This window comes from Bacillus sp. LR_5, assembly GCF_042709275.1.
This window is the reverse complement of sequence record NZ_JAVAXX010000062.1, coordinates 1-15,241: the sequence shown is the minus strand read 5'-3', so window position 1 is coordinate 15,241 and position 15,241 is coordinate 1. Positions and strand designations below refer to the sequence as shown.

The 15,241-nt window shown below is 44.3% G+C and carries 13 protein-coding genes; 1 reads left to right on the top strand and 12 read right to left on the bottom strand.

Going from position 1 to position 15,241, the window contains the following annotated elements:
• Window positions 1-25 precede the first annotated feature (25 nt).
• The 10 genes from pgmB to RAC86_RS14865 all read right to left on the bottom strand — a co-directional run bounded on the left by pgmB (window position 26) and on the right by RAC86_RS14865 (window position 12,662).
• Window positions 26-700, bottom strand: coding sequence for a beta-phosphoglucomutase (gene pgmB, locus RAC86_RS14910; protein ID WP_326146955.1), 675 nt, complete (start codon window positions 698-700; stop codon window positions 26-28).
• Window positions 697-2,382 (bottom strand): oligo-1,6-glucosidase, encoded by a 1,686-nt coding sequence (malL, locus tag RAC86_RS14905; protein ID WP_377885835.1) that lies wholly within the window; start codon window positions 2,380-2,382, stop codon window positions 697-699. Before malL ends, pgmB begins: the two co-directional genes overlap by 4 nt.
• Entirely contained in the window at window positions 2,375-4,648 is a 2,274-nt protein-coding gene (gene mdxK, locus RAC86_RS14900) for a maltose phosphorylase (RefSeq protein ID WP_377885834.1), read from the bottom strand. The genes malL and mdxK overlap by 8 nt, the downstream gene beginning before the upstream one ends.
• Window positions 4,626-5,510 carry a DUF1189 domain-containing protein gene (locus RAC86_RS14895; RefSeq protein ID WP_377885833.1) on the bottom strand — a complete coding sequence of 295 codons (885 nt, stop codon included), beginning with the start codon at window positions 5,508-5,510 and terminating at the stop codon, window positions 4,626-4,628. The genes mdxK and RAC86_RS14895 overlap by 23 nt, the downstream gene beginning before the upstream one ends.
• Before the next feature lie 4 nt (window positions 5,511-5,514).
• Window positions 5,515-6,351, bottom strand: a complete 837-nt coding sequence (mdxG, locus tag RAC86_RS14890; protein WP_377885832.1) for a maltodextrin ABC transporter permease MdxG — start codon at window positions 6,349-6,351, stop codon at window positions 5,515-5,517.
• Window positions 6,352-7,659: a maltodextrin ABC transporter permease MdxF gene (gene mdxF, locus RAC86_RS14885; RefSeq protein ID WP_029725968.1), complete on the bottom strand. Its 1,308-nt coding sequence runs from the start codon at window positions 7,657-7,659 to the stop codon at window positions 6,352-6,354. It lies immediately after the preceding gene.
• Between the two features lie 40 nt (window positions 7,660-7,699).
• Entirely contained in the window at window positions 7,700-8,953 is a 1,254-nt protein-coding gene (gene mdxE, locus RAC86_RS14880) for a maltodextrin ABC transporter substrate-binding protein MdxE (RefSeq protein ID WP_017695263.1), read from the bottom strand.
• Window positions 8,954-9,048: 95 nt separating this feature from the next.
• Window positions 9,049-10,818, bottom strand: a complete 1,770-nt coding sequence (mdxD, locus tag RAC86_RS14875; RefSeq protein ID WP_377885831.1) for a maltogenic alpha-amylase — start codon at window positions 10,816-10,818, stop codon at window positions 9,049-9,051.
• 112 nt (window positions 10,819-10,930) lie between these two features.
• The gene (locus RAC86_RS14870) at window positions 10,931-11,881 is read right to left on the bottom strand and encodes a LacI family DNA-binding transcriptional regulator (protein WP_029318349.1); all 951 of its coding nucleotides are present in this window, start codon (window positions 11,879-11,881) and stop codon (window positions 10,931-10,933) included.
• A 205-nt stretch (window positions 11,882-12,086) separates the two neighbouring features.
• Entirely contained in the window at window positions 12,087-12,662 is a 576-nt protein-coding gene (locus RAC86_RS14865) for an LOG family protein (protein WP_014665480.1), read from the bottom strand.
• Window positions 12,663-12,778: 116 nt separating this feature from the next.
• Between RAC86_RS14865 and RAC86_RS14860 the strand changes: the two genes are divergently transcribed.
• Entirely contained in the window at window positions 12,779-13,099 is a 321-nt protein-coding gene (locus tag RAC86_RS14860; protein ID WP_003242570.1) for a MazG nucleotide pyrophosphohydrolase domain-containing protein, read from the top strand.
• Between the two features lie 26 nt (window positions 13,100-13,125).
• On the opposite strand, the gene RAC86_RS14855 is transcribed toward RAC86_RS14860, so the two are convergent.
• Window positions 13,126-14,718: a SulP family inorganic anion transporter gene (locus RAC86_RS14855; RefSeq protein WP_003228175.1), complete on the bottom strand. Its 1,593-nt coding sequence runs from the start codon at window positions 14,716-14,718 to the stop codon at window positions 13,126-13,128.
• 18 nt (window positions 14,719-14,736) lie between these two features.
• On the bottom strand, window positions 14,737-15,241 hold a 505-nt coding region (locus RAC86_RS14850), incomplete at its 5' end, for a beta-class carbonic anhydrase (protein ID WP_377885830.1).

Below are 15,241 nucleotides of genomic sequence, written 5' to 3'. Positions count from 1 at the left end.
TTTTCATTTCAAGGAATTGACTCCCTTACACACTTTTTATTCTATACTGCTCCCATTCCTCATGTAACAGCTCAAGCGTCAAATCATTCGTCTGCCTCACAACCAGATCAGCACCAAGCATCGGCTGTCCTTGACCGACACCAACCGCAAACATCCCCGCAGATTTGATTGCAGAAATGCCTGCTTCTGCGTCTTCTATTGCCGCGCAATCAGCAGGGGAAACATTGAGCATCGCTGCAGCTGTTAAAAAGATGTCAGGATCTGGCTTCCCCTTCGCAAGAGTCGTCGGATCAACAATGGCATCAAAATCATCGATAATTGCCAAACGTCTTAAAATCTTAGGAGCATTGCGACTTGAAGATGCTAACCCGATTTTTATATTTTCGTTTTTCAATTGACATAGAAGCCTGCCGATTCCCGGCAAAAGATCTTCCGGCGTCAATTTGCTGATCAGCGTTTGATAATCGTGATTTTTCCGATGCATAAGCTCTTGTTTCTCCTCATTCGTATACCTAGTTTCCTCACCGCCAGAGATCAGTATGCTTTCAAGTGACTCTTCTCTGCTGATCCCTTTTAGCCTTTCATTCATGTCTCTGTCAAAAGGGATATTGATTTGTTCTGCGATGTGCTTCCAAGCGAGAAAATGATATTCAGCAGTATCTGTTATCACTCCGTCTAAATCAAAAATGACCGCTTTCATATACTAATGCCCATCACAGCTTCATAAGGTTTGAGGCTAATACTCTTTAAGTCAGCCCGCTCCTGCGGATAGTTTGAAATCAGCACTTTCCAACGCTCTTGAATCAGTTCTGGAGGCGCTTCGAACAGAGCCTTTTCTTCCGATAAATTCACAACGACAAGAAGCTTTTCCCCTTGATATTCTCGAAGGTAAGAAAAGACCTGCGGATCATTCTCCTGCAACAACTGATAATCGCCATATATCATAATCTTATATTGCTTTCGTAATTGAATGAGCTTCTGATAGTAAAAGAAAATCGAATCTTGATCTTTCAAGGACTCTTTCACATTGATATCTTGATAGCGGGAATTTACCGATATCCACGGGTCTCCGGCTGTGAATCCCGCATGTTTTCCGGCATCCCACTGCATCGGTGTTCTCGCATGATCCCTTCCTTTTATCATCACGGCTTTGACAAACTCTTTTTCTGACATCGTTTTGTTTTCGACGACTAGTTCACGATATGCATTCTTTATTTCAAGATCATCATACATCTCCAGCGGCATATCGCTGTTGACCATGCCGATTTCTTCTCCCTGGTAAATAAACGGCGTTCCTTTCATGCCGTGCAAAACCGTTGCAAATGCCTTCGCACATTCTTTACGCAGCTTCCCATCATTGCCCCAGCGGGAAATAACCCTCGGCTGGTCATGGTTCTCAAAATACAGGGTATTCCAGCCGACATTCATTAACCCGGTCTGCCACCTTGTCATCGTCTTTTTTAAAGCAATCAAATCAAACGGCTTGATCTGCCATTTCCCATTTGGCGAGTTTTGTTCTGTATCAATATCCATATGTTCAAATGTAAAGATCATATTCAGCTCTTGCCTGCTTGCATCTGTGTACTTTTTCGCCTCTTCAATATCAGAGCCGTTTGCCTCTCCGACTGTCATGCAGTCGTAATGAGAAAGCACTTCCCTGTTCATCTCTTGAATAAACTCATGAAGACGTGGGCCGTTAGAGTGATAACGGCCCACAATATAGCTGCGGCTGTGATCCGTTTCGTAGTCCGGAAAATCGGTGTATTTAGAAATAGAGCCGATCACATCCATCCGCCAGCCGTCAACGCCTCTATCCATCCAGAATCTCATTACATCATAAACTTCCCGGCGAACGGCTTCGTTTTCCCAATTTAAATCAGGCTGTTTTTTCGAAAAGTAGTGCAAATAATACTGCCCTGTTCCTTCATCGTATGTCCACGCTGAGCCTGAAAAGATCGATCCCCAATTATTCGGCTCTGAGCCGTCCGGTTTAGGATCTTTCCAAAAATAATAATCCCGGTAATGATTGTCCTTCGACTTGCGGCTTTCAGCAAACCAGGCATGCTCATCCGACGTGTGGTTCACCACCAAATCCATGACGATTTTCATTCCGCGTTTATGGGCTTCATCAATCAGCTGAAACATATCTTCATTTGTCCCAAACTTTTCGTACATGTTTTTGTAATCGCTGATATCATATCCGTTGTCATCCTGCGGGGAATCAAATACCGGGGAGAGCCAGATGACATCCGCCCCGAGATTTTTGATGTAATCCAGCTTTTGAATCACACCTTGCAAATCCCCGAATCCATCTCCATTGGCATCATAAAAACTGCGCGGGTAAATTTGATAAACGACAGCTTCTTTCCACCATTCACTCATTAGGCGTTCTCCTTTCACATCGTCCCTGTAGGACAACTGGTTCCTCATAAACGTTCATGTGCAGCGGCTCGCCTTTTACAAGCTCAAAAATAACGCGCTTTTCGTCAACCGTCACATTGATTAATCGATTTCGATAATTGATGTTGAATGAATATTCGTCCCATTCTTTCGGCAAAAACGGAGCAAATGACAGCGTCTCATTCGCGGTGCGCATGCCTGCAAAGCCATGAACGATTGCCAGCCAGCTACCCGTCATTGAAGTAATATGCAAGCCTTCTTCCGTATCATGATTGTAATTATCAAGATCAAGCCTTGCTGTGCGCTTATATAATTCGAGCGCTTTCTTTTCCAGCTTGAGTTCGGCTGCAAGAATCGCATGGACAGAGGGCGATAGGCTTGATTCATGAACAGTCATTGGCTCATAAAATTCAAAGTTTCTCCGTTTTTCTTCCATTGTAAAACGGTCATTAAAAAGATAAATGCCTTGGAGAACATCTGCCTGCTTAATAAAATTGGAGCGGAGAATCTTGTCCCATGACCAATTCTGGTAAAGAGGCCGTTCCGCTGGATCTAATTCGTCAACTGTTTGCAGGTCTTTGTCCAAGAACGTGTCATGCTGAACGAAAATTTGCAGTTCTTCACTATACGGATAGTACATGTGCTGGATGATTTCTCTCCAGACTTTCAATTCTTCTTCCTGCACATCCAGAAGGCGGCGTTTCTCCGCTGAGATACTTTCGAGATTTTGAACCGTATACTCCAACGTCCAAGCCGCAATGACATTCGTATACCAATTGTTGTTAACGTTGTTTTCGTATTCATTCGGCCCTGTGACGCCATGGATCATATACTTGTTTTTTCGTTTCGAGAAGTGAACACGGTCGGCCCAAAATCTGCTGACTGCCACAAGTACGTCTATCCCGTATTCTTCCATATAGTTACGGTCGCCTGTATAATTGATATAATTGTAGATCGCATAACAGATCGCGCCATTGCGGTGAATTTCTTCAAAGGTGATTTCCCATTCGTTGTGGCATTCATCACCTGTGAACGTCACCATCGGATAAAGTGCCCCCTTCATCCCCAATTTTGCAGCGTTTCGTTTGGCAGCCTCCAACTGATGATAGCGATACAAAAGCAGGTTTTTCGTCACCTCCGGCTCGGCTGTCGCCAAATACATCGGAACGGCGTATGCCTCAGTATCCCAATATGCGGCACCTCCATATTTCTCGCCAGTAAATCCTTTCGGCCCGATATTCAAACGGGCATCGCCCCCGTAATATGTCGAGAATAACTGAAAGATGTTGTAGCGTATTCCTTGTTGAAGCTCCTCATCTCCTTTAATCTCAATGTCCGCTTTTGCCCATCTTTCCTTCCATCGATCAGTGTGCCTCCGTTTTGCTTTTTCATAGCCGTACTCAACCACATCCGCCAAAAGCTCCTTGGCTTTCGATAAAAGCTCTTCCTCCCGAAAATCACGGGAAGTCGTGACAATCACAAACTTTTTCAATGATGCTTTCGTTTGATAACTGTAGCGATTCTCGACATACATTTCATTCGTTTTAAAGCTTTCATGGACAAAACCCTCCGTCTCGTTTGCCATTGCGGCTAAAACCGTGAAGCGCGGTGTTCCAAATGGATTTTCGATCGTTTTTGCCGCTAAATGGCCGCTGTGAGAATCAGCACCTTTCGCTTCCTCCTGCCAAAACTGTTCTTGGTAGTTAGAATCTTCATTTGCCACATTTCCATCCAGGTAAGGAACAAGCGTAATGACAGCATCTCCCGTCAGGCACTCCGCTTCATAATGAATCGCACAGAGTTCTTTTACAGCAAGGCTAAGAAACCGCTCTGACCTGATTCTGACGGATTTATCTTGAATGCGGACAACAGCGCTTCGCCGCAGAATCCCCTCTTTCATATTGAGTTCTACCTCAAATGATTCGATTGGGTTTTGATGGAGATCGATTTTTTCACCGTCAACATATAGGCCTATGCCCATAAAGTTCATCGCATTGATCACTTTTCCGAAATATTCTGGATACCCGTTTTTCCACCAGCCTACTCGCGTTTTGTCGGGGAACCACACGCCTGCAATATATGTGCCTTGGTGACTGTCGCCTGAATAGCCTTCTTCAAAATTCCCTCTGACCCCCATATAGCCATTGGCAAGAGACGTCAGGCTTTCCAGCAGACGTGTATGCTCCTTATTAAATGTATTTGTTTTGATTTTCCATTCATCAATCTCAAATAACCGCTGATTTATCATCATTTCCTCCCGAATGTAAGTTTCCATTATCACGGCGGGCTTTGGTCAAATATCTAAATGCAAAAGAGATCATCAAAGTAACGCCACACGAATGGATCATCAATACAGTAATCAAATCAAAATGAACCATGCCGATAGCAGCTGCCGCAAATGCCGGCAGTGCTGATGCGCAAATCGCTGTAGATACTGCTCCCTTGAATGATGCAATAGAAACCATGTTTGATATTTTTGTGATCCAGAGGCCTCCGGCAAGAACAAACGTTAACAAAAGCTGGATCATAAAGATTACCGCATATGCCAGCATCATGATCATCGGCTTATACTGTGCCAACCACAATGTATCGATCAAAACCTCTACATCATGGACGTTTGGCTTCTTGAGCTTAACGTCCATTTTCGCATAGCCAACAGAAAACCCCATTTCGTTTTGATCGGTGATCACCAGTTGATCAGGTTGAAATATGACGGCGTTTTCAAATCCAGTTACTTTCAATCGCCCATTTTCACCGCTTGTCTCATATTCATGCTTCATATCAACTGCCATCACATTCTGCCCATCTTCAATCCTCTCAGAGCTCTTCCCGCCTGTTAGTTTTCCGTTCCTGATTTGAAAACCCTGTAATTGATCAGCAAATTGATCATTAACCCCTTGAATCGCTGACGGCATAAAAGATGCAACGCTGAAGCGATCCATTTTCACAAACGAAACCGCTAACGGCGCCATTAAGCAGGCCGTTAAAAACATAAAGAGAAAAGAGAGCTGCAGCCAGCTGAAGGTATTCCCATAGCTGCAAACACCTGATGGAGATGCAGCCGCCTTCAGGCAGCGGATGATAAAGCTTTTATTCTCCAGATTCTTCATTGAATTACCCCTTTGTTCCGCCGGCCGTCAAACCGGACACAAAGTTCTTTTGGAGAAAAAAGAATAGAACGCATATCGGCAGTGCGGCAAGGATGGCACCGGCTGCAAATAGAGCTACTTTTTGCTGCTGCGGATTAGAAATAAAGGATTGTAATCCTACAGCGATGGTCAGCCTTTCCGGTGAGCGAAGCAGAAATTTCGCCAGCAAATAGTCGCCAAATGGTGCCATAAACGCCCAAAGCGCTTGTACCGCGAGCATTGGCTTAACAAGCGGCAGAACAATTGAAGCGAAAATCCTCAGATGTCCCGCTCCGTCAATTCGCGCGGCTTCATCAATTTCTCTCGGCACAGTATCAAAATAACCTTTCATCAGCCACGTGTTCATCGGAATTCCGCCGCCGATATAGATCGCTGTTAAAAACCAGTATTGATCGAGTGCGCCTATTAGCATCGCCAAGACATAAAAAGCAGTCAGCGCCGCCATTGTCGGCACCATTTGAATGATTAAAAAGAATATCAGACTCTTTTTTCTGCCTGCAAACCGATAGCGGCTGTACGAGTACCCGGCAAGTGTCACGATTGTAACCTGCAAAACCATGACCGATAGCGCGATGACAAGTGTATTGCTGTACCAATTGAGATAAAGCGTTTCGTCAAATAGCCGCTTAAAATGATCCGATGTCCAAGAACCCGAAAAATCGAGCTGAAAAGCCGCCGAATTCCCCACACGGAAGGCTGATGATGCCGTAATCAGCAACGGATATATAATGACAATACTTAAAAGCGTCAAAAATAAATACGTACAGATTTTATTAAGCATTCTGGCAGTGCTCGCGTTCACCTACATAACCTCCTCATTGCCAAAAGCATTCGATTTTTTGAAAGCAATCAGTGAAATTCCAATGACAATGAAAGAAATTAACAGTGTCACAGCTGCCGCAACGGAATATTGGGGTGATGTGCCTGTTGTCAGTTTATAAATCCACGAAATTAAGATATCGGTCGATCCGGCCCCGGCTCCCACACTGCCTGGCCCTCCCTCATTAAATAAATAGATGATCGAGAAATTATTGAAATTAAACGTATACTGAGTAATCATCACGGGTGCTGTGGCAAATAAAATCATCGGGAATGTAATATGCCGAAAACGCTGAATAAAAGTGGCCCCGTCAATCTTTGCCGCTTCATACAATTCACCTGGAATCGCCTGGAGCACTCCCGTTACCATGACATATATATATGGAAAGCCGAGCCACGTTTGAATCATAATGAGGGCTGTCTTTGTCCAGAAAGGATCGGTCTTCCACGCGATCGCAGGCAGCTCGACAAACGGCAGGTGATTGAATAATGGTATCACCTGTGCATTCACCGCTCCTATGCTGTCGTTAAACATGTTGGAAAAACTCATGATTGTAATAAAAGCCGGAACAGCCCATGGAAATAAGAAAATCATTCGAAATATCCGCTTGCCTTTTATAAAATCCTGATTGACGAAAAGTGCCGTCACAATACCTAAAATGATTTGCAGCGTTGTTGCACAGATTGTCCAGATAACCGTCCAGCCCAGTACATTCACAAATGTTTCACGATAGGAGCCAAGGAAAAAAATATTCAAGAAATTTTTAAACCCGACCCAGTCAATCAGACGATTAGGCGGAATATGATAAAAATCATAGTTTGTTAATGCAACAAACAGAGTCACCAAAACCGGAAAGATAATCACAAACACCATCATGATATATGCCGGCAGTGTAAATAGATATGGAAACCCTTTATCGCCCGCATGACAGATCATATCCTTGGCTGTTGTATTGACTTCCAAACCCGCCGCTTTCATAGCGGCGGTCTTACGCGAATCATGGATATTAAAGATATAGAACATGAGGAAAATCACCGTCACGATCAATTGCAGCGTGCCTTCAATCAGCATAAACAGCGAGTGATCTTCACCGGGAACACTTCCCAATGTCATCAATCCGGTTAGCGCCTGTATACCGAAAACGCATAATTCAAAAGCAAACAAGCCTGTGATGGCAAGAAATAAGAGCCCCTTTGACAATTGCTGATTCGCAATCTGCCCAAGTCCTGGAATGATCGATAAAAGCCCTGCCTTTCGTTTTTGCTTTGCAAGTGTGTGATGTTTATTCATTTTTTCCGCCCTCTATTCTTCCGGACGCTATCCCGCCGTTTTATTTCACATACTTTTCTTTAATATTTTCCTTTATGACGTTTACAGCATCATTCGCTGATGTTTGTGTCGATTTTTTTCCTGAAGCTGCATCAAAAATTAAACTTTCCGCTCCTGTCCATACTTCAGCCATTTCCGGAATATTTGGAGTCGGCGTTGCTGTTTCATATTGTTTAATTACAGCTGACGTCAGTTCATTCTTTTGCTCATCGGCTTTCTTCCTTGCAGCCGTGTTGGCCGGAACTTCGTTTGTATCCTCATAAAAAGCGTAAGCATTGGCATCATTTGCAGCATACTCAAGCCATTTTTCAGCCAGCTCGGGCTCTTTTGTATATTTCGAGGCAACCCAGCCCTTCCCGCCAGCAAAAGGGGCGTATTCTTCTCCATTTGGCAATGTCGGAATGGGAGCCGCTCCGTAGTTCAATTTAGCCTCTTTATAGTTGGCAGCTGACCAAGGACCGCCAATGATCGCAGCCGCTTTGCCTTCTAAAAACATCTGCTGAATAAAGTCGTCTGCGCTTGAATTGTCTTGCATTCCTTTCGGCCAATAGGTTTTAAACCATTTCTCCGCATATTTCACGGCTTCCACAGCACCTTTGTTATTCAGGCCAATGTCCCCGGAATCTGTGCCGTTTTTTCCAAACACATATCCGCCGTATCCAGCCAATAAGCCGTACGACATATAAAAGTCAGTCCATTTTGCTAAAAATCCGGTTGATTTTCCTTTTTCCGAAGCAAACGCGAATCGAGGATCTTCCGTTAACTTTTCAAGGTCTTTAAATGTTTTTGGCGCTGTTTTTAAAAGATCTTTGTTGTAATACAAAATAAGTGTCTCAATGACTAGCGGCATTCCGTACACTTTGCCGTCAACTGTCACCTGCTGCATTTCTTTATCACCAAAGCTTTTTGTATGAGATGGCTTAATGTCAAGCAAATGTCCTTGCTGTCCCAAACCGCCGATCCGGTCATATGCAGCCAGCATAACATCAGGCGCATTACCCGCCGGGCCATCAAGAGGAAGCGCCTCCAACTGTTCGAACATTTGCTTTTCAACAATTTTTACTGTGACGTCATTCTCTTTTTCAAACTTTGTTTTTATGCTTTCAATGTATTCTTTATACGTTTCTTCGACAGACACAGTCAGCACCTTTTTGCCATCAGCGCTTGCTGGATTTTTTGAACTTGAGCAGGCGGCAAGGCCGATTGCCAGAAATGATGCCGCCAATATGGCGAACCCTTTTTTTAAAAGAACCATCTCTTTTCCCCCTTCTATTTACGAAACTATAACAATTGTATTGTCCTATAGAAAGCGGTTACAACAACTTTCGATTTGTTACCGATAACAGAATGTTATACAGGGGCAGCAGCACTCAAAATCAAAAATTCTCCCGGCTGAACGGCAATGACATCGTGATGATGAAGTGGCTGCTCTGTCCATGCATCACAGATTTTCTTATTCCTATCAATATTCAACTCTCGTAAACTGACGTGTTGAACCACATTCCCTTGATTAAAGAAATAAATCAGTATTTTTTCATCAAGAGTCCGCGAAAAGCTAATAAAATCATTTTTGTCGTCCAGCAGATTCCACTCAAGATGTCCTTCAGTCAATAAAGTGTTTTCCTGCTTGCGTAAAGCAATTAACCGTTTCATAAATTGCAGCATGTCTTGGTTTTGCTTCTCTTTTTCCCAAACCATACATTTCCGGCATAATGGATCATTTTCGCCGTTCAGCCCGATTTCCGTTCCGTAATAAATGCATGGTGAGCCTGTCTGGGCAAACATAAAGGCCAGCAACGCGCGTGCTTTCTTCTCATCATTGCGGCATCTGGTCAAAAGGCGCTTTGTATCATGGCTATCCAGTAAATTAAACATCACCTCATTGGCCTGCTTCATTCCATTCATCAAATGTGCATTGACACGGTGAGCCATACGTGAAGCTGAGATCGTCTGGTCAGCAAAGTATTCAATCATAGTCTCTGTAAAAGGGTAATTCATCGCCGCATGAAATTTATCCCCTCTAAGCCAGGGTTCGGCAGAATGCCAGATCTCACCTAAAATATAAACGTCAGGCTTTTCAGTAGTTACAGCCTGCCTGAATGTCTTCCAAAAAGCGTGATCCACTTCATTTGCGACATCCAAACGCCAGCCGTCAATGTCAAATTCGCGAATCCAGTACAAAGCAATATCAAGCAAATATTTCTGCACCTCGGGATTAGCCGTGTTTAGCTTCGGCATATCAGCTGTAAAAGCAAATCTGTCATAATTGTCGTCTGTGACGGGAAAAGAGTGAATATGGAACCAGTCCTTATAGCGGGATTGATCTCCGTTTTTGACGACATCCTGCCATTGCGGAGACGCGCTTCCTATATGGTTAAAAACCGCATCAAGCATAATTCTCATCCCCCGCTGATGCAGCTGGCTGACCAATGTACGAAAAATCTCTGGATCCCCGAAATGCGGATCAATAGAAAAGTAATCCAGCGTGTCGTATTTATGATTAGAAGGCGCGGAAAAGATCGGCGTCAGATAAATGCCGTTCACCCCTAAATCCTCTAAATAATCAAGCTTGTCAACAATCCCTTGCAAATCTCCTCCAAAAAAATCATTGACGCCCGGGTCCTTGCTCCCCCACGGCAATGCATTCTTCGGTGACAAGTCTTCTCTTCCATTTGCAAAACGCTCCGGAAAAATTTGATACCAAACCGTTGACTTGACCCATTCAGGCGCTTGAAATGTATCAGCCTCGTGAACAAACGGAAATTTAAAGTAATAATGAATCGTTTCCAGTGTTTTTTCGTTATAAGGGCATACACCCGAACTTCCGAAAAAGATGTCTTCATGATCGTCTGTTACAACAAACGCATATTGTAAACGCCTAAATGGCGGCACCACTTCAGCAAACCAATAGTCATGCATTTCTGTAGCAGCAATTTTCCTCATCGGCTGCTCGTTTGCCGACCACTTGCCGTCGTTGTACTCATAGGGATCACCCCAAATGAATCGAATGTGATCTGCATCACCTTTTTTTGTCCGAATCTTGATATGCACAGTCCGCCCATCATAAGAATAAGCATCTGTGCTGAATGGCTGGTGGTGAATCGCTGCATATTCCATCATGTTTCCCCCTTTGATTTCCGTTTTATTGAAGCCGGCTCATAGTTTGAAAGTATCATGATGAAATTGTGGGAACAATCCTTTTCACCCTGTTACCGATAACAGAATAAGGCGCTTACAGCGTTGATTCTCGTACAATTAACTCTGGTTCAAAAAATAGACTTCCTTGTGCAGCACCGTCTTCATTCATTTTTTTCAGCAACATTTTCGCACAGGCTTCCCCCATTTCAACAACAGGCTGTCTGACCGTAGTCAAGCGCGGCGAGGAGATGCGATCAAGAAACACACCGTCATTCCCGGTAACCGCAACGTCTTCCGGAATTCTCTTTCCAAGGGATTGCGCCGCACGAATGACGCCGAGCGCGATTCGATCAGATGCGCAGACAAATGCGGCTTGATTGTCCATGGATTTCAGCAGTTCTCTTGCAAGGCCCTCACTTTTCTTAGAACTGTTGTCGATCCGAAACATATTCGATTTTTTAAAGCTTTTATTCATCGCCCGTATATACCCCTGTTCTCTTGCACGTTCGAAAGGCTCATCTAAATCAATGCCAAAAAAGACAACTTCCCGCTCCCCCAGCCCCATAACATGGCGGGTTGCCATAAAAGTGCCTTTCTCGTTATTCACATCGATAAAGTCATAGCCCATTTCATTTTGCCCAAATACGACAAGCGGCTTCTCAAACGCTTTTATTACACCTTCAAAATCGTTCTTTCTCAAGCCGGTGGCAATAATGCCGTCACATTGGCCAATATTAAGAGAATTTCTTGTTACAAGCTGGAGAGCATAGTGATTGCGATCCAGCTCCCTGCTGATTCCTGTCAGCAGGTTCATGTAATATGGTTCTGTCGTATCCATTTCCTCAAGTATCAATAGTTTCACAACCTGTGTTCTGTTTTGCACGAGCGCTCTCGCCGCATAATTAGGGATGTAATTCAGCTCTTTCATCGCAGAATGAACAAGCTTTTTCAATTCATCTGTCACCGTCTCAGGGTGATTGATCACTCGTGATACCGTCATTTTCGAAACATTTGCTTTTTTCGCCACATCTGACAATGTTGCCATTTTCATCCCCTCCTTATCTGTGCTTATTATCCAAACTAGTGATAAAGTCCTCTATTACTGTTAAATATACGATGCAGGCAAAAGAGAAATAAAAAAGAGATTTCCCTTAAGGAAACCTCACTTTGTTAAAAACACTCGATTTTTCATGGATTCATACGCTAGGTGGCAGACTCATTCTCTCCACTTCCATGAGAAAGTCTCTTTTTTAAATTTCTGTCCACTTTTTTTCTAAAATCGGATAAGAATAATTTTGCATTTGCTCAATTAACTCATCCGGCCGTGACGAGCTGTGAATCAGTTTTAGGTGTGATTCGTTAGAAAACCCTTCTTGAATGCTGTATTTCACCATTTTCATCATTGGTTCAAAATATCCGTTTACATTGTACAGTCCGATTGGCTTTTGGTGGATGCCGATCTGTGCCCAGCACAGCACTTCAAATAATTCTTCATATGTACCGAAGCCGCCCGGCATCGAGATAAAGCCGTCCGCCAGCTCGCTCATTTTAGCCTTTCGTTCATGCATCCCGTTTACTTCAATCAGCTCAGTCAGGTTTTGATGGACAACCTCCCCGCTAAATAAACCGCTCGGCATGACCCCGATTGCAGTTCCGCCGTTTTCCATAATCGCGTCAGCAATCGTGCCCATCAAGCCGACGCGGGAGCCTCCATAGACAAGGCCGATTCCCTGCTCAGCCATGTACGTGCCAAGCTCTGCCGCTTTTCTTTTATACGCTTCATTTCCCCCAGGGTTTGATCCCGCAAATACACAAATGGTTTTCATCTTGTCATCTCCGCATCTATATATCGTGTTAAACATTCAAAAACACACTATATATTGTCCCATCTTCATGTGATAATATCAATATGAAATACATAAAGAATGCAGGAGTGATGAGGTTGCAGCTGGCTGATGCAGAAAAATGGATGAAAGAGTTTTACGAAAAAAGAGGCTGGACAGAATACGGACCTTTTATTCGCGTCGGCTTTTTAATGGAGGAAGCCGGAGAATTGGCCCGGGCTGTCAGGGCGTATGAAATCGGCAGAGACCGGCCGGATGAGAAAGAATCGTCACGCGCTGAGCAAAAACAAGAATTGATTGAAGAAATGGGAGATGTCATCGGAAATATCGCCATTCTTGCTGATATGTATGGTGTCTCTTTAGAAGACGTCATGAAGGCCCACCAAGAAAAACTGACAAAACGATTTGAGCATGCATAAAAAAGCGGCCGCGATGGCCGCTTTTTTTAACCTGTGATTTCATCATGGTGATCAAAGAAATGCTGCTTTCCTATTTTGTGAAAAAGGCCTGTTTTATGCAGCAGCTCCTTTGGCTGCGATTGCAATCCTACAATCATCAGCTTTCCATTGTGGCGTTTAATCCGATTCATAATGTTCCCAAGCACCGCTTCAGCTGACGTATCCATATAGTGCACCTTATTCATGAGCAGAATGAGGGTTTTCGGTTTTTTCTGTACATGCTCCAGCAATGACGATTCAAGGGAATCAATTGATCCGAAAAACAGCGGCCCTTCTATGGCATACATGCTGACAGATGGATCTTCTCTCTTCGCCAGAACAGGATGCGATTCCTGATTGTGGATGCGGGTCGCTTCGCTCATTCTTCTGATAAAGAACACAAATGCGAGCAGCAATCCGGTTGCCACACCGATGATTAAGTCAAACAGAACCGTAAGGGCGAAGGTCGCCGCCAAAATAAAGGAATCAGCATTTTTCAGTCTCAGCATGTTTGCGACTTCCTTGCGCTCACTCATATTCCATGCGACCACCATGAGAATCGGTGCCATACTGGCGAGCGGCACATGGGACGCATAAGGCGCAAATACAAGCAGGACAAGGAGAACGACTACGCCGTGAACGACGCCGGAAACTGGGGAAACCGCTCCGTTTTTTATATTGGTCGCCGTTCTCGCAATCGCTCCTGTAGCCGGGATTCCGCCAAACAGGGGCGCTGCCATATTCGCAATTCCCTGGCCGACAAGCTCCTTATTGCTGTCATGCTTTGAGCCCTTCATGTTATCAGCGACCATTGCGGACAAAATCGACTCAAGTCCTCCAAGAAGCGCGATGACAAGCGCAGCCGGAAACAGCATAACCATTTTATCCAAAGTAAGCTCAGGAAACTGAAATTCAGGCAAATGGCGGGGGATTTCTCCATAAGTTGACCCAATCGTTGCCATGCGGTCAGGGAAAAAGACAACCGCGACCACTGTGGAAATAAGAAGTGCCAACAAAGCGCCCGGCACTTTAGGCATCACCTTGGCGGATACAAGCAAAATGACGAGCCCGATCACAGCTGTCAAAATGGCATATACGTTAAAGGTGCCGAGCTGCTGTACAATTTCAAACATGTTGTGGTGAAAGTTCTCATGTTTTTCAACATTTCTCAATCCGAGAAAATTAGCGATTTGTTCCGTAAAGATCAGCACGGCAATTCCGGCTGTAAAACCGACGATAACGGGTTTAGGCACGAATTTCATTATTTTTCCGAGCTTAAACAGCCCAAACAGCACCAGCATTACCCCTGCCATAAACCCTGCGATCAGCAGATTCTCTAATCCGTACTGCATGATAATGCCGAACAGTATCGGGACAAAGGCGCCTGTCGGACCGCCAATTTGATATTTAGATCCCCCGAACAAAGAGATACAAATCCCCGCTATAACAACAGTGTACAGCCCGTATTCGGGCTCGACTCCCGAGGCAATGGCAAACGCCATTCCTAAAGGAATTGCCACGACACCTACTACGATACCTGCAATTAAGTCTTTCTGAAATTTCTGTAAATTGTATCCCTTGAATCTCCCTGAGAATCGCATATTTTGTTATAACCTCCCTTATGAGTGATTGTTTATTAGCTCAGTTTCATAACCGTTAATGACCACATCAAGTTTTCCTGTTTCAGGGTGAATGACAAGCCCGTGAACCGGCACTTTTTTCGGAAGCAGCGGATGGTTCTTAATCATGTTCACACTGTGGGAAACGCTTTCTTCCACGCTGTGAAAACCAGTCAGCCACGTTTTCAAATCGAGTCCGGCACTCGTCAGCAAATTCAGGCAGCTATCCTCCACCCCGCGTTCCTTTGCTTTCTCAAGAATCGAGGACGCATTCAGCCCTGACATTCCGCATTCATGATGGCCGACAATGCATACCTCTTCAGCCTGCAATTCATAAATCGCGACCAGTATGCTTCGCATCACGCTTCCAAATGGGTGAGAAACGATGGCTCCCGCGTTTTTTACAATTTTAGCATCACCGTTTTTAAGCCCCATTGCTTGCGGAAGAAGTTCTGTAAGCCTTGTATCCATACAGGTGACAATGACGAGCTTTTTCGAAGGAAAC